The following is a 19539-nucleotide window of genomic DNA, read 5'->3' as shown; positions in this document are numbered from 1 at the left end:
CCGTTGGGACTTACGTGGCACAGGCGCTTTGCTCGTGGCTGATCCTCGCCGTGGCCGGATTGGTTCTTGTCAGGCAGCCTGTCGGCTTTCCTGCTCCGTGTAGGACGCATGGTCCCGCTTGGCTTCGGCGGCTTCCTGCGCTTCGGTGGCGTGCCACGCGCGATATTTACGCGGGGGCATGCCATAATTCGCCCGGAACATACGGCTGAAATGGGCCGCGCTCTTGAAGCCCGACATGTAGGCGATCTCATGGATCGGGTAATCGCGGGTCTTGGGCGACACCAGCCAGTCGCGCGCCTTGGGCAAGCGATTTTTCCAGACCAGTTCCGAGAACGAGGTGTTGTTCGCTTTCAGAAGGAAACAGAGATAGCGAGGAGAAATGCCGCAGGAGATCGCGACCTTGTCGTAGCTCAACTCGGGATCGGTAAGGTTCATCTTGATATAATTTTCGATATCCGAAAGCCGCCTGTCCACCAGCTTCTGCCGTTTCGGCATGTTGATGCCGCTGTTGCGCAAATGATCGGCCACCGCTTCCAGCAGCGAATAAGCCATAAGCTCGGCCGTCTTGTCGCTGAGCTGATCGCCATATTTCACGAGAACCTCAAGGAGGTCCCGGACGGCATGGCCTTCCTGGCTGTCGAGGCTGAACGGCTCTGACAAGCGTTCGGCCTCATGCAGGTGGCTCATGAAAAGGTCTGGTGGGATGATGACCTGATAGGAGGAGTGATGACCGTCCGCGGAACGCTTGAGGCTTGCTGAAAAGGGCACGCCCGAATCGAGAAACCCTGCCTGTCCCGCCGCGATGTTGGTCGTGCCGGATGCGCGATTGATGCGGACCGATCCGGTGAGCGTGAACCACAAGATTCGCAGTCCAACCCTGTTCTTGCGGATATGCTGAGGCCCCCTGCGGAACGTCAGTTCGTTGCGTGTCGCGATACGGGTGATCGCCAAGGGCGCGCTGAGCGCCTTGTCCATATCGACACCCGTGAAATCCCCGGTCTCGCTGACAAGGTCGCCGTCATAGAACTCCCGCCTCGTCAACGCCTCGTAGGAGGGCATGACCGAACCGGACTTGTTCCAGAAGCCGGAATAAAGCTTTTCCACGTTCCTCTCCCGCCGCACATTGAGCGTCCGACCTGTCCTTGTGTGATCCGCTTCAGCGTCAGTCATCGACACTGGCGGTTCAGATCAAGATCGGCAATTTCTGGAATAACTATTCCTCATCTGAAATAGCGAGTCAAGCGCGATCGTGGCAGAAGGAGGATGCAGCATCGATTCCGATGCGAAGCGAAGATGGAGCATGCATGAAGGCGTCAGCACAGTATCGAGTCCCCGCGCAGCCAGCGATCGGCCTGCTAAGCCCGGTGCAGCTCGAACCGCGCGATCCTGAAGGTGACGAAATCCTCGTCCGCGTGGAGGCGAGTTCGCTCAATTTTCATGACTATCTCGTGGTGACCGGCGTCATTCCGACTACGGCAGGGCGCATACCCTTGTCGGACGGGGTCGGCGTGGTGACGGCTTGCGGCCCGGACGCGCGACGTTTCGCCGTGGGCGATCATGTGCTCGGCACCTTCTTCCCCGGTTGGGAGGGAGGATCGGCGGACGCGCAGGCGGTGGCCAAGATGCGCGGGGAGCATGTGGATGGCTTCGCCGCGACCATGGTGACCATGTCCGAAACGGGCTTCACGCGCGCGCCCGCGAATTTGGAACCGATCGCTGCCGCGACGCTTCCCTGCGCGGCGCTCACCGCCTGGCGTGCCCTCTTTGTCGAAGCCGATTTGAAGCCCGGCGAGACGGTATTGGTGCAGGGCACCGGTGGCGTCTCCCTGTTCGCGTTGCAATTCGCGCGCATGGCCGGCGCGCGCGTCATCGCAACCACCGGCACGCCTGACAAAGCCGACAAATTGCTGGCGCTCGGCGCCGCAGCGGTAATCGACCGAATGGACCCGGAATGGGGAAAGGCCACGAGGAGAGCTGCGGACGGAGGCGTGGATCATCTGGTCGAGGTGGCCGGCGGCAATCTCGAACAATCGCTTCAATCGCTTCGCGTAGGCGGCAGGCTCTGCCTCGTTGGCGTCCTCAGCCGCAGCCCCATCCAGTTCGGGCCGGCCCATATGATCCACGCGAACCGGCGCATCAGTGGCGTGACGGTCGGCAGCAAGGAACATCAGGAGGCGATGATCAGCGCGGTGGAACTGAACGGGATCGAACCTGTAATTGACTCTGTCTTCGATTTTGCCGCGCTGCAAGAGGCCTTCGAACATTTTGCGCGGCAGGCGCATTTCGGCAAAATTGCGATAGATTACCGCTGAAGTCGGCATGAACAGGGAGGATATCCAAGGCTGTAATGAGGTCCGTCCCAGCGGGAAAAAGATGCAAGGTCGCTTCCCGTTGAGAAATGAAAGGGCGACGCTTGATATGGTCAGCCAGACGTTGTGGTTCGTTATCGATATGCTAGGCGGTCCCGGAGGCCACGCAATGCGAGATTCCAGAGGTAAACCAGACTATGGCCAATGATCCAGCGCAAGTAGTGGCTCTGCCCGGGACCAGCGATGCCTCTCCTCACAAGATGAGTACGGTGGCGCAGACCATCGCGGTGCTGCGGTTTTTGGCCAATATGTCGGTTCCGCTGGGCGTCAACGCCATTTCGCGGGGGCTGGACCTGCCGACCAGTTCCTGTTTCAGAATACTCAAGCAACTGGCGGAAGAGGGCTATGCGCAGTTCGACCGTGACACGAAATGCTATTCCTTGGGCAGCGCGGCTGTCATGCTTGCGCGCAGGGCGCTCGATCCGGCCAATACTTTTGCCCTGATCCAGCCCCGTCTGACCCGGTTCGTCGCCGAAACCCAGACGTCGCTATGCTTCTGGCGAAGGATTGATCGCAATCGACTCGTGTTAGCGGGCTTTATAGAATCGCCGCATCCCTTGCGAATTCATATGTCGGTGGGCCAACGCATCCCACTCTTCATCGGTGCTGTAGGACGCGCTTTTGCCGGCGAGCTTGGTCTCTCTGAAAAAGACATACAGCGGGAATTTTCGCAGCTTCGCTGGCAGGACTCCCCCGATCTTGAGGATTATCGTCATCAGGTGAGCGAATATCTGCGCGTCGGCTATGCGATTGACCTGGGAAATTTCGCGCCTGGGGTCACGACCGTCGCAACTATCCTGAAGGATGCCTTGGGAGAGCCCAGCTTCGGGCTGTCGGCTGTCCACCTCAGCAACCAGATTGATAGCCAGAAGGTGGAAGCCATCGGAATGGCGTTGGCCCGCCTGAAGCAGGATATTCATCGCCACCTGCTTGGATGCGAACAGGGCGCGGCAGGGTAACCGCGCCAGGGTCGCTGGCCGCCTCTCACGGCCTGGGCGTCGACCACCCGGCCAGGATATCGTCGGCGGTCCATGTTCGATCCGAAGGCGGCCACTGGATTGCGCCAGGCGTTTCGGAAAAGCGGGGCGCCGGCGCGACCTGCAGAACGCCGCCCGATTCGACGAACACCTGTCGCTCGACCTGATGCGGATGCTCGCGTGCTTCCGAAAGGCTTAGGACTGGCGCGAAACAGACGTCGGTGCCCTCCATCAGGGCGCACCACTCATCCCGCGTCTTGGTCAGGAATAGGTCGCGGAAAACCGCGCGCATCTCCGGCCAGTGGGCCTTGTCCATCTGCTTGTGCCGCAATCGATCGGCGGCGCCCGTCTTTTCCAAAAGCAATTGATAGAATTGCGGCTCGATCGACCCGATCGCGACGAAACGCCCATCGGCGCATTCATAATTGCCGTAGAAGTGCGCGCCGCCGTCCAGCAGGTTCACTTCGCGCCGGTCGTCCCATACGCCTGCCGCCTGGAAATGGTGAAAAAGCGAACCGAGATAGGATGCGCAATCGGTCATTGCGGTATCGACGACCTGTCCCTTGCCCGTCGTGCGCGCATGGATCAACGCGGCGAGCATGCCGACGACGAGGAACATCGCGCCACCGCCATAATCCGCCCCCAGGTTGAGCGGCGGCACCGGGCGCTCGGCCGGTCCGATGGCGTGTAACAGCCCCGTGATCGCCAGATAGTTGAGGTCATGTCCGGCCGCATCGGACAATGGTCCATACTGACCCCACCCGGTCATGCGTCCGTAAACGACGGCAGGGTTGCGCGCCATAACGACCTCCGGCCCCAGGCCAAGTCGCTCCATGACGCCGGGCCGGTTGCCCTCGAACACCAGGTCGGCCTTTTCTATCAGCTTGAGGCAAGTCTCGACCGCGTCCGCTGACTTGAGGTTTAGGCAGATGCGCTTGCGGCCTCGGGACTCGCCGCGAAATGCCGGGGGGGGAGGCGTGCCCTCGCGAGCTATCTCGATCACCTCGGCGCCAAGGTCCGACAGGAACATGCCGGCGAAGGGGCCAGGACCCAAGCCGGCGAACTCGACGACCCTTATCCCGACCAACGGTCCGCTCGCCATTTCATCCTCCCTCGTTCGACACATAACAGCCGGCATGGCGCCGGTTCGTCGCATATATGCATGATCGCAAATCGACATTGTGCGCTAATTGATCGCGCGCTGGTCCACGGGTGCAATAGGGTGGCATTGTGCCGCCGGGTCCACCATCTTGCCATAATACAGGCCTTATCGGCCGTTGCGGCGCTCGTAGCGCGATGAGCCCGTCTACCTTTCCTTTATGACGGTAACGACATGACGAAGACAGTGATATCTCTGGACGACAAGTACGACCTTCTGTCGGGAAGGGTGTTCCTGTCGTCCAACCAGGCATTAGTGCGCCTGCCACTGGACCAGGCGCGGCGCGATCGCGCCGCAGGCCTCAAGACCGGCGGCTACATCTCGGGTTACCGCGGGTCTCCGCTCGGCGTCTATGACGCGGCGTTGTGGGCGGCGCAGAAGGAGCTCGACGCGCACGACATCCGGTTCGTGGCCGGATTGAACGAGGAGCTTGCGGCCACCGCGGTGCGCGGGACGCAGGAACTGGCCTGGTTCGGCAAGTCCTCCTACGATGGCGTATTCGCGCTTTGGTATGGCAAGGGGTTGGGCGTCGACCGTGCCTGCGAGGCGCTGAAGCTCGGCAATCTGGAAGGCGCTTCGGCGACAGGCGGCGTGCTGGTCGTGGCCGGCGACGATCATGGCGGCAAGTCTTCAGCCAGCGCGCACCAATCGGAACATACGCTGATCGCGGGGATGATCCCGGTCCTCTATCCCTCAACCATCGACGAGATCATCGAGTTCGGCCTGTACGGCTGGGCGATGTCTCGTTTCAGCGGCGCCTATGCCGGGCTGAAGTGCATCACCGACACGCTCGACCTGACTGCATCGATCGAGTTGCCTGACATCCATCGCGTGTTCGCGAGACCCGACTATCCGGTTCCGCCGGGAGGCCTCAACGTGCGCTACACACCCGCGCCGCTGGAACTGGAGGCGCTGACCGTGCAGCACCGCCTGCCGGCGGTACAGGCGTTCGTCCGCGCGAACGCGCTCGACCGCGTCGTGATGGACGGACCGCGACGCGAACTGGGCCTGGTGGCGGCGGGCAAGGCGTATCTCGACCTTCGGCAGGCGCTCGGCGACCTCGGGCTGACGGAGGAACGCTGCCGCGAACTGGGTATCGGGCTCTGGAAGCCCGGTCTCGTCTGGCCGCTCGAACCGGAGGGAGCGACCCGCTTCGCCACCGGCTTCAGGGCCTTGTTCTCGGTCGAGGAAAAGCGCCCGGTGATCGAGGATCAGTTTGCGCGCCTGCTCTATGGCCTCGCCGCCGCCGATCGCCCCGCTATTCTGGGCAAACGCTCGCTGCGGGGCGAGGCGCTGCTGCCCGAGGTGGGCGAACTCAACCCCGCGCTGATCCGCAAGGCGTTGCTGACCGTGCTGCGCGAACTCGGCCTGGCGGACGATGCTATGGAGGCGGCGGGCCGGCGATTCGCGGCGATGGAGGTGGAGGCGGCGCTTTATGGCGGCGGCCGGGTGCGGCCACCCTTCTACTGTTCGGGTTGTCCGCATAATACGAGCACCAAGGTGCCCGAAGGCAGCAAGGCGATGGCCGCCGTCGGGTGCCAGGGCCTTGCTGCCTATGTCATGCCCGAACGGCGGACGATGCTGCCTGTCAACATGGGCGGGGAAGCGATGCCATGGCTTGCGGTCGAACCCTATGTCGAGGAACAGCATATGTTCCAGAACATGGGCGACGGCACCTATTCGCATTCCGGTATCCTGGCGATCCGGGCGGCGGTCGCGGCGCGCACGCGCGTCACGTTCAAACTGCTGTTCAACGACGCCGTCGCCATGACCGGCGGACAGCCGGTCGATATGCACATATCCCCCATCGACATGGTCAATCAGCTCGTATCCGAAGGCGTGAACCCGGTCGTGCTGGTGTCGGACGAACCGGAAAAGTTCGACGCCGCAAAGCTGCCAAAGGGGGTCGCGTTGCGCCATCGCGATGATCTCGACGCCGTGCAGAAGGATTTGCGCGAGACCACGGGTGTTTCCGCGATCGTCTATGAACAGACCTGCGCCACCGAAAAACGCCGCAGGCGCAAGCGGGGCACCTTCCCCGATCCCGACAAGCGGGTTTTCATCAACCAGGACGTGTGCGAGGGATGCGGCGATTGTTCGGTGCAGTCCAACTGCATCTCGATCACGCCGCTGGAAACCGAACTGGGTCGCAAGCGCCGGATCGACCAGTCGACCTGCAACAAGGATTTCAGCTGCGTGAAGGGCTTCTGCCCGTCCTTCGTGACGATCAAGGGCGCGAAGGTCGCGACCCGCATCGCCGGCGATGCGACCCGGCTGGACGCCATGCTCGCCGAACTTCCCGCGCCGGCGACCGTCGCGCTCGACACCCCCTTTTCGATGATCGTCGCGGGTGTCGGCGGGACCGGGGTGCTCACCGTGGGCGCGCTGATCGGGATGGCCGCCCATGTCGAGGGCAAGGGCTGCACCGTGCTCGACATGACGGGCATGGCGCAGAAGGGCGGCGCCGTGACCGCACATATCCGCGTCGCGTCCAGCCCGGCGGAGTTGAGCGCAACGCGCCTCAGCTTCGGCCATGCGGACGTTCTGCTCGCCTGCGACGCCATCGTGGGATCGAGCCCGGACGTGCTCAAGACGCTGGAGCCGGGCCGTTCGAAGGCCGTTGTCAATGCCGACGTCAGCCCGACCGGCGAATTCCAGACAAATCGCGATGCCAGCTATGACGATACCGCGCTGGTCGCGGCCGTCGCGCGGGCCCTGAAGGATGGAGAATTGTTCAGCCTTCACGCCAGCGGCCTCTCGACGGCGATGATGGGCGACAGCATCGGCACCAATGTCCTGATGCTGGGCTACGCAGCACAGAAGGGATTGCTGCCGGTATCGATCGCGGCGCTGGAAGAGGCGATCCGCCTCAACGGCACCTTCGTGAAGGGCAATCTGCGCATCTTCGCCATCGGTCGATTGGCGGCGGTGGCGCCGGACGAGCTTTCGCGCATGATCGCCCCTTCGCCCGTCAGCCTGGCCAATATGTCGCTGGACGAGATTGTCGAGCGTCGCATAGCGCTGCTGACATCCTATCAGAATGCGGACTATGCGAAGCGATATGGCGACTTCGTCGCCCATGCGGCTTCGGTCATCGCCGGTCGGACCGTCGAGGGCGGCGATCTGCTCGTGCGGGAGATCGCCATCTCGCTCGCGCGGGTGATGGCGTATAAGGACGAATATGAGGTCGCGCGTCTCTATACTGATCCCAAGTTCATGGAGCGGTTGCGGGAGCAGTTCGACGGCGACCTGAAGCTGTCCTTCCATCTGGCCTCCGCCGCGCTGTTCACGGGCAAGGACGCCAACGGCCGGCCGCGCAAGCGCGAAATCGGCGGCTGGATGCTCCGCGCGTTCGGGGTGCTGGCCAAGTTCAAGGGGCTGCGTGGCACCCCGTTCGATCCATTCGGCTACATGGCGGAGCGCCGGATGGAGAGGGCGCTGATCGCGGACTATCGCTCCATGATCAAGGATATCCTGCCGCAGGTCGATGCAACGAACCTGGATACCGCGATCGAACTGGCGGGCGCCGTCCAGGAAGTGCGTGGGTACGGGCCGGTCAAGCATGCGGCGTTCGAACAATATGAGGTGGTCAGGGCGAGGCTGCTTGAAACCTTTCGCAAGGGCGGCAGCGCGCAAACGCAGCCAAGGGCGCTGGCATCCCAGGATAATTGACCGGGCAGGAGGATAGGAATTGGGCTATTTCATCTACACTGACGTGGTGCTGAAGATAGGGAAGTTGCCGGACTATACGGCAATGATGAAAAGGCTTGCGCCGTTCATGGCGCGCAATGGCTGGCATATGGTGCAGGCGCTGCAACCCGTCACGGGCGACTTTCGCAAGCTTGTCCATGTCTGGAAGCTCGACGCATTTGCCGACGTGGAGCGCGGGCTGCACGCCTGTGCGGGGCCTGAAGGCCAGGAAATCCTGCGGCCCATGGCTGATCTGGTCGAATCCGAAGCCATCTCGGTGATGGCCAGCACCGCCTACATCTGACGCTTGGCGCTGCGGCGCCCGCATAACATATTCGGGAGAGAAAGATGGAACTTGGACTAAAGGGAAAAATCGCGCTCGTCAGCGGCGGCAGCAAGGGCATGGGGCGCGGGGCTGCCGAGGAACTGGCCCGCGAAGGGGCTCATGTCCTGATCCTGGCGCGGGGGCAGGACGCCATTGACGAAACGGTGGCCGCGATCCGCGCCGAAGGCGGCGTGGCCGAGGGGCTGTCCGCCGACATGACCGATCCCGAAGCGATCGCGGGAGCGGTGGAGTATTGCAAGGAGCGGCTCGGCCGCGACCCTGACATCGCCGTCGCCAATGTCTATGGCACGGCGCGCCTGAACTTCGACACCGCTACCACGGACGATTTCCGCGCGGGCTATGATCTGATCGTTCTCAGCGCCATGTATCTGGCGCGCGCGGTCGTGCCCGGCATGAAGGCACGGGGATGGGGCCGTATCGTGACGATCGGGTCCTTCTGCGTGAAGAAGCCGCACTGGCACATTCCGCTGATCGTCGACAATGTGACCCGTGCCGGCGCGGCGGCGCTCAACAAGTCACTCTCCAACGAGCTTGGCGGCCACGGCATTACCGTCAACACCGTGGCGCCGGGCTTCATCGCGACCGAAATGGCGCTGGCCTGGATGGCGGAGCTGGCTCGCGAACAGGGGCAGGACCCCGCGGCGGCGGCGGCTGCTCTCGACGCCACCATCCCCCTCAAACGTCAGGGGACATCGGAGGAGATCGGCGCGACCGTGGCGTTCCTGTGCTCGCAGAGGGCGAGCTACATCACCGGCCAGGTGGTCATGGTCGACGGTGGTTTGGTCGGCACGCCCTATTAATCGATAAGAGCAAAGGAGAAGTCGATGTCACTACAGGACGAAAATGAAATAAAGCACGTCGTAAACCTTTATGGTCTGGCCGTCGATACGCAGGCCTGGGATCTGTTCGACAGTGTCTTCACGCAGGATATCGATGCCGACTATAGCGAAACGTCGCACTGGCGTGACCTTGCCACACTGAAGTCCGAGTTCGAGGTCTATCATGATCCGTTCGACGGCACGCAGCACACGATGATGCACCACATGGTCAAGGTCGATGGCGACAGGGCCAATGCCCTGACCTACGCGACATGGCGGCTCATCCGCTTGGGGCTCCCCGGCGGCGACTTCTGGGAGGGCACGGGCTGGTACGATGACGAGCTGGTCCGCACCGCGCAGGGCTGGCGCATTTCCACCCGCATCTGCCGGATCATCTGGTGGGGCGGCAATCCGCTGGTCAACGAAACCGTGCCCGGCGTGAAGTTCCAGCTTCCGCTCACGGCCCTTCGCGCCGAACGGCTGGCGGGGCGCGTGCGTTATTTCAACGCATTGACCAAATGACCGATGCGGCGGGGAAGAATCTTCTCCTTCCCCGCCGCAGATCCTCCCGCTCCGGCGGGTGAACTACCGACCCTGAGTTTATTCGCTGACCCATGCAACAATGTCGTCGGTCGCCGCCCTGCGCGAACGGAAACTGTTGGAGGGATGCTCCATGTCCGCATAGCCGAAGGATGCCCCGCACACCACCGCGCGATGGTCCGGGATGCCGAAAAACTCGTGCAGAAGCGGGCTGTAGTTGGCGAACGCCGCCTGCGGGATCATGGCGATGCCGAGCGACTGGGCCGCGAGCAGCAGCGTGCCCAGATAGCTACCGCAATCCAGCACCCCATAGGTGCCAAGATCCCGCTCCGTCGTGAGCACGAGCGCGTGGGGCGCGCCGAACAGGCGGAAATTTTCGAGTGCCTGGCGCGCCGATGCTTCGCGGTCGCCATAGGCCACGCCTACCGCTTCGTAGAGCTGCCAGCCAACCTCCCGCTGCCGTTCCTTGTACACGCCCTTGTAGGCGGCGGGAAAAGGGAAGTCGGAGCTGGCCGTCATCGCCCCGGCTGCGGCGTCCGCCTGCGCGCGGCTGTAGAAGGCTTCCCGGAAACGCTCGGTCGCTTCGCCTTCGGTGACATGGACCTGCCAGGGCTGACTGTTGCACCAGGATGCCGCGCTCTGCGCCAGCCTGAACATGGTGTGGACGACGTCGTGCGGGACCGGATCGGGCTGATAGGCACGGCAACTGAACCGATCGGCCAGCAGACGTGAGATGACCTGCGCGTCCGCCGTCATTCCCGGCGCATTGTCGATTTCTTCGCGTTCCACCGATGCCATCAGTCCACTCCCAATATCGCGGCGGTCGTCGGAAGGCCGCTGCCGGCGGTGACCAGCATGTTGCGGACATTGGGCACCTGATTGGCCGCCGTCCTGCGCAGCTGACGGACCGCCTCCGCCACCCCGTTCATGCCATGGATATAGGCCTCGCCAAGCTGGCCGCCATGCATGTTGATCGGCAGCTTGCCGCCGATCTCCAGATTGCCATCCTTGACGAAGTCTTTCGCTTCGCCCTTGGCGCAAAAGCCGTAGGCCTCCAGCCCGGGGAATACCGATGGGCCGAAATGATCGTAGAGGATCGCGGCGTCCAGATCCAGCGGCGACATGCCCGATTGCGCGTAGAGCTGGCGGGCGGCCGCCGCGCACTCGTCGAACGGCAAGATATTGTCCTTGTAGAACCCGCCGAGGCTGACCGTTCCCTTGGGCGAGCCCATGGCGGCGGCGCGGATATAGACCGGTTTCTGCCGCAGGTCGCGCGCGCGTTCGGCGCTGACGATGACCAGGGCGACCCCGCCGTCGCTTTCCTGGCAGCAATCGAGAAGATGCAGCGGATCGGCGATCATGCGCGATGCCTGATGCTCTTCCACTGTGATCGGCTTGCCGTAGAAGAAGGCCTTGGGGTTGGTGGATGCATGCTTGCGCGCCAGTACCGCATAATTGGCGAAGTCGAGGCTCGTCGCCCCGCTCTCGTGCATGTAGCGCCGCATCATCATGCCCATCATCGCGGCCGGCGTCATCAGCCCGGCAAAGCCATGATAGGCGAAGACGACATTGTCGCTGGTCGGCGGGAGTGAATGCATCGGCTGCCCGAAACGATATTCCGACCGCTCGTTCATCGCGCGGTAGACGACCACGACATTGGCGATGCCGGTGGTGATCGCCATCGCTGCCTGCTGCACCGGCCCCAATGTGCCGCCGCCGCCCTGCGGGATACGGCTGAAGAATGTCAGGTCCCGTCCGCCGATGGCGCGGAAAATCTCCTGCTCGCTGTTATTGTCCATGGTGAAGGTCGACATGCCGTCGACCTCGGCGGGCTCGATGCCGGCATCGGCGAGCGCGCCGAGCGTCGCCTCCACCGCAAGGCGCAGTTCGCTGCGCCCGCTATTCTTCGAAAATTCGGTCGCGCCATAGCCGGCGATCGCGGTTTTGTTGGAAATGCTGGTCATGCTGGGTTCCGGTTCGACGGATTAGACATTTTGAAAGCGAAAGGCGGCGACGGCGTCGCGTCGCACGAATTGCGTCTTCACGCGTTGGCCGATGGACAGGTGCGCGGGATCGGCGCCATCCATCGCGCCGAGCAGGCGCACGCCCTCGTCCATGGCGACGACGGCCATCGGATGTGGCACGGCGAAACCGGGCAGGGGCGGGTGATAGTGCGTCACGTAACTATATATCTCGCCCTCGCCCGACAGAGCGACCGGCTCCCAGTCGAGCGATCCGCAATGGCCGCAGCCGGGGGAGGGCAGGCCGCGCAACTGGCCGCAGCCCGTGCATTTCTGGACCAGCAGCTTCCCTTCCTCCAGCCCGCGATAAAAAAAGTCGAAGTCTCGATTGGAGCAAGGCGCATTATGGCCCTTGGCGTTGGGATCGGTCATGAAGGTTCCTCGATGATGGAGATGATGTCGAGCGCAATGAGGATCGTTTGCAGCGGCGTATGACGGGTTCCGTCCATAATCTGTTCCTTATCCGGGCCGATAGGGAGCAGCTGACATCCCCCCTTCCCGTATCTCCCGAGCATCTATGGGAAAACGCGCGCGTGACAACAAGGCACGCCACGGGCCTAAAGCTACCGCTGCTGCAATAGATGGTGCCTGCCGTTGTCACGCGCGCGAGCAACCGCCGATATGGAGCCTGCACGGGCTAGTGGGCGGCTGTCTTGCGCGCCGGTTGCCTCTTGCCTGCTGATCGCTGGATTCTTGCCTGTTCCGCTTGCGGGGATGCACAGCTGGCATGGCCAGCGTATGGCGGGCACAGCTATAGGGAGGCAAAGTCATTGCACGCAGCGTCGGAATATTCCCTGGACCTGCCAGCCATCGAGCATTGGCTGCTGGCCAATGGCGTTCTGGCGCGTCCGGGTCTTGACGATGTAAGGCAGCTTGCAGGCGGGACCCAGAATATCGTCATGCGCTTCAGCAATGGCGGGCGTGACTATGTCCTGCGCCATCCTCCGGCCAAGCCGCGCCCGAATAGCAACAGATTGCTGGAGCGTGAAGTCCGGCTGCTGAGGGCGCTGGGCGGCAGTGACGTGCCGCACCCGGCGGTGGTCGCCGTTTGCACCGATCTGTCGGTGGCGAGCGGCCTGTTCTATGTGATGGAGGCGTTGGATGGCTTCAATCCCACCGTGGTCATGCCGGAGCATGTCGCGGCCTCCGCGCCGGTCCGTCACCGCATGGGGCTTGAGATGATCGACGGCCTCGTTGCCCTCTCCAAGGTCGATCCCATCGCCAAGGGCCTGGAGGATTTCGGCAAGCTGGACGGCTTCCTTGAGCGACAGGTCGGCCGTTGGGCCGGGGAATTGCAAAGCTATGCGCGTTTCACGGGCTGGGAAGGGCCGGATGCGTTGGGTGACGTCGCGGGCGTCGGACAATGGCTGGCGGAAAATGTGCCGCCTGACATGCAGCCGGGCATCATTCATGGCGACTATCATATCGGGAATTGCATTTTCGCCGAAGACGGGCGTCTCAACGCTATCGTCGACTGGGAAATGGCGACGCTCGGTGATCCCCTGGTCGATCTCGGCCGCCTGCTGGTGAGCTGGCCTATGGAGGGTCAGGCGAAGCCGCAGACCATGCGCGTCGCGCCGCTGGATGGCTTTGCGACGCCGGCCGAGATGATCGCGCGCTATGCCGAGCGGTCCGGGCGGTCGCTCGCCCATCTGCCGTGGTTCGAGGTCCTTGCCTGCTACAAGCTCGGGCTGATCCTGGAGGGCACGCACGCCCGTGCGCAGACGGGATTGGCCGAGATGGAAACCGGCAAGCGCCTGCACCGTTCCGCCGTGTCCCTGCTTCAGGAAGCACGATCTATCATCGCACGAGCCTGACATATATCCGACAGGAGTTGTAAATCCGTGGATTTCGATTTTTCACCCCGCCAGTCAGAATGGCTCGACCGCGTTCGCCAGTTCATGGCTGACCAGGTCTATCAGGCCGTTCCCACTTACTATGCCCAACTCGCGGACAATCGCTGGCAGCAGCCGCAGATATTGCAGGAATTGAAAGCCAAGGCACGCAAGGAGGGGCTCTGGAACCTCTTCATGTGCCCGTCGAGCCACGACGAGGACGACTTTCGCGGCGCCGGGCTTTCCAACCTCGAATATGCGCCGCTTGCCGAGGAGATGGGCCGCATCACCTGGGCGTCGGAGGTTTTCAATTGCAGCGCGCCGGATACCGGCAACATGGACCTGCTGCACATGTATGGATCGCGCGAACAGAAGGAGCGCTGGCTGCGGCCGCTGATGGCGGGCGAAATCCGGTCGGCCTATGCGATGACCGAGCCGGACGTCGCCTCTTCCGACGCCACGAACATGCAGACGGAAATTCGCCGCGATGGCGACGATTATGTGATCAACGGGCGCAAATGGTGGATATCGGGCGTGCTCGACCCGCGCTGCAAGATCATGATCGTCATGGGCCGCAGCGACCCGAACGCGCCCCGGCACCAGATGGCGTCCCAGCTGCTCGTTCCCATGGACACGCCCGGCATCACGATCGGCCGGAACATGACCAATTTTGGTTATGACGACGCGCCGCACGGCCATTGTGAGGTGACGTTCGAGAATGTCCGGGTGCCTGCGTCCAACATGATCCTGGGGGAAGGGCGGGGGTTCGAGATTTCGCAGGGACGTCTGGGGCCGGGGCGCATCCACCATTGCATGCGGATCATCGGCATGGCCGAGGTCGCGCTGGAAAAGATGGTCCGCAGGCTGATGAGCCGGAGCACCTTCGGCAAGCGCCTCATCGATCACTCGCTGTGGGAACAGCGCATCGCCGACGCGCGGATCGATATCGAGACATCGCGCCTGCTGACGCTCAAGGCCGCCGACATGATGGACAAGGTCGGCAACAAGGTGGCGCGGCTCGAAATCTCGATGATCAAGGTCATGGCGCCGCGCACCGCGCTGGGCATCATCGACAATGCCATTCAGGCGTTCGGCGCCGGTGGGCTGGATAGCGATGCCGGCACCGCCGCCCTGTTCGCGCGCGTGCGCGCCCTGCGGATCGCGGACGGCCCCGACGAGGTGCATGCGCGCACAATCGCCAGGCTGGAGCAAAAGAAATATTCCGGCTGACCCGCCGCGCATTTGCGCCACCCGCTGATCCGCTTCGAAACCGCAGGTGGCAAGGACATCATCCTTGCGTCAGGATGCGGGCCGACAGGCCGCCGTCGATGACGATGTCGGTTCCGGTGATATAGGAGGCCTTGTCCGACAGGACGAACTCCACGACATTGGCAATGTCGCTGACGGTGCCCCAGCGGCCGACGGGCGTGGCTTTGAGCATGTCGTTCATCTCCGGGCGATCGACGACCTCCTTTTTCGTCATGCCGGTGCGGATGAACCCTGGCGATAGGCTGACGATCCGTGCCCCCTTTTTAGCCCAGCGCGTCGCCCGCTGCCGCACCAGGTCGCACGTCCAGGCTTTCGAATAGGCGTAGGCGCTGGCGGTCCGTCTTTCGTCGTCGTCCCCCAGATGCGGTGCGATCCGGTCCAGCAGATCGGGCACGAGCGGCTGCGCGAGCACTTGTGTCAGGGCAGGCTCCGCCGCCGGTACGAAACAGCGCGCGGTCGATGACAGCAGGATGCCGACCGACCCTTGCGTTAACAGCGGCTCGATCGCCTCGATCAGCTTGGCCGTACCCACGAGGTTGGTTTTGACGATGGCAGCCCACCCGGCGAGCGCCGGCGACAGGCCGGCCGTATGGATGAGCATCTTGGAACGATCGCCGATATCGGCCGCCGCCCCTGCGATATCCTGGATCACCCCGTCTTCGGCAATGTCTCCGCAGATGCTCGCCACGATGTCGGCATTGTCCTCCTCGCGCAAGCTTTCCGAGATCGCATCGAGCCGGCCGGCTTTGAAATCAGTAAGGATCAGGCCGTGGCTGTTGGCCAGGCGGCGGGCGCAGGCTTTGCCCATGCCGCCAGCGGCGCCGGTGATGATGGCAACGGGTTTGCGGGACAGCACATGGGGAACCTTATCTGACATCTGATCTAACTCCTCGACTTTTGCTCTTTCAGATTTGTGGGGTCCATGAGCATGCCGTGCACCAGCATGTTATGGGCGTGGGTCAGTTGGTGATGACCGAAGGCGGCGTTCAGCACCGTGCCCCGACCGGCCGCGTCCTGCGCAGCGTTGACCGCTTCCTTGGCCAGTTTCAGCGCGAAGAGCGGTTTGCGGGCGATTTCCTCCGCGATCGACAATGTGAATGTTTCGAGCGCGTCGCGTTCGACGACATGGTTGATCATCCCGGCGGCTTCGGCGTCGACGGCAGTCAGCACGTTCGAACGGAACAGGAATTCCTTGGCCTTGCGGACGCCAAGCTCATAGGGATGATTGAAGAACTCGACCCCGCACACGCCCAGATCGACGGCCGTGTCCTGGAAGGTCGCATCGGTCGAGGCGATGATGATGTCGCAAGGCCATATCAGCATCAATCCGCCCGTGATCACTTTTCCCTGAACTTGCGCGATCGTCGGTTTCGGAATATTTCGCCAGCGTTCGGACAGCCCGAGATAGGCTTCCTTTTCATATGCCATCTGCGCCTCAGCGCCCGCGCAGCCGAAGCCGCACCAGGTGCCGACCGGGGTTTCCGACCGGATATTCCGGTGAGTGTCCCCTGAGCCGATTTCGTCCAGGTCATGTCCCGATGAAAAATGCGGTCCATTTGCCGCCAGGATGATGACGTGAACGCCATCGTCGCGGGCAGCGCGGTCGAACGCCGCATTCAAGGCATAAAGGAGCCGGGTATTCTGGGCGTTGCGGCGTTCAGGCCGATTGAGCACGAGGCGGGCGACCCGAGGAGCGGCCATTTCGTAGATCACGGGTTCTAATTGCTTGCTCAAGATGCGCCTCCTCTACGGTGCGGACCGAACAAGCCAGCATTCCAGAACTGGTTGAAGTAGCGACGGGCGGTTTTCGCGCGAAATCGCAACTGGAGGCAATGCGCACTGCAGCCGGCATCGCATTACTTGTCCTATGGCATCGCCACAAGATTTGAAGGCGGAAGGACCATGCCGCCCGAAGAGCAAATTGGGAGGCATGCATGAAGGTTTCGCGATATTTCAGTACCTGCGCAGCGGCCGCGCTGGCCACCTCCGTCGCCATCCCCGCACTTGCGCAAGCGAGCGGAACGGCTGCCGAATCGTCCGCCGGGGGCCAGAACGCCGACGCACCGACGAGCGATATCGTCGTGACGGCGCGCCGCCGAGCGGAGGACATCTCGCGCGTCCCCACATCCGTGACGGCGCTCGGGGCCGAGGCGCTTACCCAGCGGTCCGTCTCGACGCAGGCGGACCTTCAGATGGCGGTGCCGGGACTCATCGTTCGCGAAACGCAGTCGAACAACAATCTCAACTACGCGATCCGCGGACAGACGGTCGATGCCTTTTCGGGTTCGTCGACCGCCGTTGTCCCCTATCTGAACGAAGTGCCGTTCGTCGCCGGCGGTATCGCATCCTTTTTCGACCTTCAGTCGGTTCAGGTCCTGAAGGGGCCGCAGGGCACTTTGTTCGGCCGGAACGCCACCGGCGGCGCGGTGCTTTCGACCACCGCGCGCCCGACCGCCGAGCCGGGCGGCAGCCTGAAGCTGGGCTATGGCAATTACGAGGCGGTCGATGTCGAGGGGTTCGCCAATGTGCCTCTCGTGGGCGACACCGTCCTGTTCCGCGCGGCTTTCAAGATCGCCCGGCGCAACGGCTATATCGACAATGTCTATAGGGGGCCAGTGTTCAACGGTAACGACAATCGGGAACTCGGCAAGGTCGATCGCCAGGCCTACCGCGCATCGCTGCTGCTCAAGCCGTCGGATGGAGTCGAGAACCTGCTGATGGTGCAGTATGAGCGCTCGCGCGGTAACAATTCGGGAACGAGTATATATAGCTACAATAGCTGCGGCGCTGTCGGCGCAAACGGCACCCCGCTGCCGTGCGGCACGCAGCTTCTCTTCGGACCCCAACTGGATGCGAACATCGGGTTCCCGGGAGCATGGGCAGCGGTCCTGGCGGCGCATCCCGGCTATGACCCCAGGGGAATCCAGGGTGTTCTCGACCGTCAGAAAAACCAGCTGGGTTTCTGGCAGGTCAATTCCGCCGCGCCGTCCTTCCACAGCGGCAAGGACATCGCGGTGGTCAACAACAGCACGATCAAGCTGAACGACAGCATGACGATCAAGAATGTCTTTGGCTATTCCTATTCAAGGGCAATTGACTCCACGGAACAGTCGGGCACGCCCTATCTGCTGATTTCCAATTACGACATCAATCGACCGTTCACCGGGGGGCTGCGCAACTTGGCGAATGAAGTCACCAGTCGGTCTGTTTCGAACGAATTGCAATTGCAGGGATCGCTGCTGAACGATGGCCTTGAATATATTCTGGGTGGTTATTTCCAGGATATCAGGAACCATACCATCTTCCCGCAAAGCTATTTCGATCTTGCGCCGATAATCCCGCCGGCGTCCACGACCTCCAACTTCAAGATCAGGGATCGTTCGACCGCCGTCTTCGCGCACGGCACTTTCGATCTCGGCACCCTGGCGGGTCTCACGGGCCTGAAATTCAGTGCGGGGGTTCGCTATGCGTGGGAGAAGATCAGCCTGGATCACCAGCCCGGCGGCACCTTCTTCGGCCTCACGACGCCGGACGCCAAGTTCGACCGGGCGAGTTGGAACCTGGGGCTGGAGTATCAGGCGACGGCCGATGTCCTGGTCTATGTCGTAGCGCGTGAAAGCTGGCGTGCCGGCGGCGTCAACGGCGTGGCGCCGCCCGCGCTCAGCGCCACGCTGACGAACACCGACAAGTTCAAGCCCGAAGTCGCACAGGACTTCGAAACGGGCCTGAAGTACAACGGGCGCGTGGGCGAGGCGAGGACGCACTTTTATCTCTCAGCATACTCCATGAAGGTGAAAAACGTTCAGCGCACCCTGTTCCCCGCCAATCCCATCAATCCGGCGCTCGGCTCGATCGCGGTCACGGTCAACGTGCCCGAGGCGCGGATCAAGGGGCTGGAACTCGATACGGGCATCGAACCCGCGCGTTGGTTGAGTGTCGGCGTGTCCGGTGCGTTCACCGATGCCAAGTTCACCAAGGATCAGGCGCTGGTGTTCGGCAATCCGACCCTGTTCGGCCCTGTGGCCGATACGCCGCGTTGGTCGGGTTCCGCCTATGCGGTCGTGACGGTTCCCTTGGGGAACGACATGGGTGACCTGCGGCTTCGCGGCGACGTCTACGGCCAGACCAGCTTTTATTTCTCGAACACGGCCAGTTCGGTATCGCCGCAAACCAAGCTGCCCGGCTACAGGCTCGCCAACTTTCGCATCGACTGGGACAATGTCGCCGGCTCGGGTCTTGGTCTGGGGGTCTGGATGCGCAACGCCTTTAACGAGAAATATTATGTGGGTGGCCTCGCGTTGGGACCGTCGCTCGGCGTGAACTCCGCGAATGTCGGTCGCCCGCGCATGTACGGCATGGAACTGTCGGCGAAATTCTGAGGACCTACGACGGTATGGGCGTCGGCCGTTCGCTATAGGCCGGCCGACTGCGGACAGGGAGGACCGGGCCGATGAGGATCGCGCAGGCCTCCCGCATGCATTTCGACGCACGCTGCCATGATGCCCATCGCATGGC

Annotated in this window: 16 protein-coding genes; 9 read left to right on the top strand and 7 right to left on the bottom strand. The window is 62.7% G+C overall.

Annotated elements, in window-relative coordinates; genetic code table 11:
• Window positions 1-69 precede the first annotated feature (69 nt).
• Window positions 70-1104 (bottom strand): AraC family transcriptional regulator, encoded by a 1035-nt coding sequence (locus ACN9MX_RS22390; RefSeq protein ID WP_426387810.1) that lies wholly within the window; start codon window positions 1102-1104, stop codon window positions 70-72.
• 200 nt (window positions 1105-1304) lie between these two features.
• Here ACN9MX_RS22390 and ACN9MX_RS22385 point away from each other — a divergent pair, with 200 nt between their 5' ends.
• Together ACN9MX_RS22385 and ACN9MX_RS22380 are read left to right on the top strand one after the other, a co-directional pair.
• The gene (locus ACN9MX_RS22385) at window positions 1305-2312 is read left to right on the top strand and encodes a zinc-dependent alcohol dehydrogenase family protein (RefSeq protein WP_426387809.1); all 1008 of its coding nucleotides are present in this window, start codon (window positions 1305-1307) and stop codon (window positions 2310-2312) included.
• Between the two features lie 266 nt (window positions 2313-2578).
• Window positions 2579-3328, top strand: coding sequence for an IclR family transcriptional regulator (locus tag ACN9MX_RS22380; protein ID WP_426387808.1), 750 nt, complete (start codon window positions 2579-2581; stop codon window positions 3326-3328).
• A 25-nt stretch (window positions 3329-3353) separates the two neighbouring features.
• Here the strand turns inward: ACN9MX_RS22380 and ACN9MX_RS22375 are convergent, their stop codons facing one another.
• Window positions 3354-4448 carry a CaiB/BaiF CoA transferase family protein gene (locus tag ACN9MX_RS22375; RefSeq protein WP_426387807.1) on the bottom strand — a complete coding sequence of 365 codons (1095 nt, stop codon included), beginning with the start codon at window positions 4446-4448 and terminating at the stop codon, window positions 3354-3356.
• A gap of 231 nt (window positions 4449-4679) precedes the next feature.
• On the opposite strand from ACN9MX_RS22375, the gene ACN9MX_RS22370 reads away from it, so the two are divergent.
• The 4 genes from ACN9MX_RS22370 to ACN9MX_RS22355 are packed head-to-tail and all read left to right on the top strand — an operon-like array spanning window position 4680 to window position 9881.
• On the top strand, window positions 4680-8177 hold the full coding sequence (locus ACN9MX_RS22370) for an indolepyruvate ferredoxin oxidoreductase family protein (protein ID WP_426387806.1): 3498 nt from the start codon (window positions 4680-4682) through the stop codon (window positions 8175-8177).
• A gap of 19 nt (window positions 8178-8196) precedes the next feature.
• Window positions 8197-8499, top strand: a complete 303-nt coding sequence (locus ACN9MX_RS22365) for a hypothetical protein (protein ID WP_426387805.1) — start codon at window positions 8197-8199, stop codon at window positions 8497-8499.
• A 44-nt stretch (window positions 8500-8543) separates the two neighbouring features.
• Complete coding sequence (locus ACN9MX_RS22360; protein ID WP_426387804.1) at window positions 8544-9341, top strand: SDR family oxidoreductase; 798 nt, start codon at window positions 8544-8546, stop codon at window positions 9339-9341.
• Window positions 9342-9365: 24 nt separating this feature from the next.
• Window positions 9366-9881, top strand: a complete 516-nt coding sequence (locus tag ACN9MX_RS22355; protein ID WP_426387803.1) for a nuclear transport factor 2 family protein — start codon at window positions 9366-9368, stop codon at window positions 9879-9881.
• A 78-nt stretch (window positions 9882-9959) separates the two neighbouring features.
• Here ACN9MX_RS22355 and ACN9MX_RS22350 read toward each other — a convergent pair whose 3' ends face one another.
• From ACN9MX_RS22350 to ACN9MX_RS22340, 3 genes are read right to left on the bottom strand one after another with little or no spacing between them, the layout of a single operon-like run.
• Window positions 9960-10697, bottom strand: coding sequence for a nitroreductase (locus ACN9MX_RS22350; protein ID WP_426387802.1), 738 nt, complete (start codon window positions 10695-10697; stop codon window positions 9960-9962).
• Entirely contained in the window at window positions 10697-11863 is a 1167-nt protein-coding gene (locus tag ACN9MX_RS22345) for a lipid-transfer protein (protein WP_426387801.1), read from the bottom strand. Before ACN9MX_RS22345 ends, ACN9MX_RS22350 begins: the two co-directional genes overlap by 1 nt.
• Before the next feature lie 21 nt (window positions 11864-11884).
• Complete coding sequence (locus tag ACN9MX_RS22340) at window positions 11885-12292, bottom strand: Zn-ribbon domain-containing OB-fold protein (protein ID WP_426387800.1); 408 nt, start codon at window positions 12290-12292, stop codon at window positions 11885-11887.
• Between the two features lie 398 nt (window positions 12293-12690).
• On the opposite strand from ACN9MX_RS22340, the gene ACN9MX_RS22335 reads away from it, so the two are divergent.
• Both ACN9MX_RS22335 and ACN9MX_RS22330 read left to right on the top strand, forming a co-directional pair.
• On the top strand, window positions 12691-13737 hold the full coding sequence (locus ACN9MX_RS22335) for a phosphotransferase family protein (RefSeq protein WP_426387799.1): 1047 nt from the start codon (window positions 12691-12693) through the stop codon (window positions 13735-13737).
• Between the two features lie 27 nt (window positions 13738-13764).
• Window positions 13765-14985, top strand: a complete 1221-nt coding sequence (locus tag ACN9MX_RS22330; RefSeq protein WP_426387798.1) for an acyl-CoA dehydrogenase family protein — start codon at window positions 13765-13767, stop codon at window positions 14983-14985.
• Between the two features lie 58 nt (window positions 14986-15043).
• Here the strand turns inward: ACN9MX_RS22330 and ACN9MX_RS22325 are convergent, their stop codons facing one another.
• Entirely contained in the window at window positions 15044-15901 is an 858-nt protein-coding gene (locus ACN9MX_RS22325) for an SDR family oxidoreductase (RefSeq protein WP_426387797.1), read from the bottom strand.
• 5 nt (window positions 15902-15906) lie between these two features.
• A complete protein-coding gene (locus tag ACN9MX_RS22320; protein ID WP_426387906.1) occupies window positions 15907-16761 on the bottom strand; it encodes an enoyl-CoA hydratase in 855 nt (284 codons plus the stop codon).
• Window positions 16762-16958: 197 nt separating this feature from the next.
• Here ACN9MX_RS22320 and ACN9MX_RS22315 point away from each other — a divergent pair, with 197 nt between their 5' ends.
• Window positions 16959-19403: a TonB-dependent receptor gene (locus tag ACN9MX_RS22315; RefSeq protein WP_426387796.1), complete on the top strand. Its 2445-nt coding sequence runs from the start codon at window positions 16959-16961 to the stop codon at window positions 19401-19403.
• Window positions 19404-19539: the final 136 nt, after the last annotated feature.

It is taken from the genome of Sphingobium sp. R-21 (assembly GCF_049913335.1).
GTDB lineage: Bacteria > Pseudomonadota > Alphaproteobacteria > Sphingomonadales > Sphingomonadaceae > Sphingobium.
This window is presented reverse-complemented; position numbering and strand designations above follow the sequence as displayed.

Bases quoted from the DNA above. Each gene is read 5' to 3' on its own strand.
- ACN9MX_RS22350 (WP_426387802.1), bottom strand. From the start codon at position 10,697: ATGGCATCGGTGGAACGCGAAGAAATCGACAATGCGCCGGGAATGACG.
- ACN9MX_RS22325 (WP_426387797.1), bottom strand. From the start codon at position 15,901: ATGTCAGATAAGGTTCCCCATGTGCTGTCCCGCAAACCCGTTGCCATC.
- ACN9MX_RS22340 (WP_426387800.1), bottom strand. From the start codon at position 12,292: ATGACCGATCCCAACGCCAAGGGCCATAATGCGCCTTGCTCCAATCGA.
- ACN9MX_RS22355 (WP_426387803.1), top strand. From the start codon at position 9,366: ATGTCACTACAGGACGAAAATGAAATAAAGCACGTCGTAAACCTTTAT.
- ACN9MX_RS22315 (WP_426387796.1), top strand. From the start codon at position 16,959: ATGAAGGTTTCGCGATATTTCAGTACCTGCGCAGCGGCCGCGCTGGCC.
- ACN9MX_RS22370 (WP_426387806.1), top strand. From the start codon at position 4,680: ATGACGAAGACAGTGATATCTCTGGACGACAAGTACGACCTTCTGTCG.
- ACN9MX_RS22360 (WP_426387804.1), top strand. From the start codon at position 8,544: ATGGAACTTGGACTAAAGGGAAAAATCGCGCTCGTCAGCGGCGGCAGC.
- ACN9MX_RS22375 (WP_426387807.1), bottom strand. From the start codon at position 4,448: ATGGCGAGCGGACCGTTGGTCGGGATAAGGGTCGTCGAGTTCGCCGGC.
- ACN9MX_RS22385 (WP_426387809.1), top strand. From the start codon at position 1,305: ATGAAGGCGTCAGCACAGTATCGAGTCCCCGCGCAGCCAGCGATCGGC.
- ACN9MX_RS22345 (WP_426387801.1), bottom strand. From the start codon at position 11,863: ATGACCAGCATTTCCAACAAAACCGCGATCGCCGGCTATGGCGCGACC.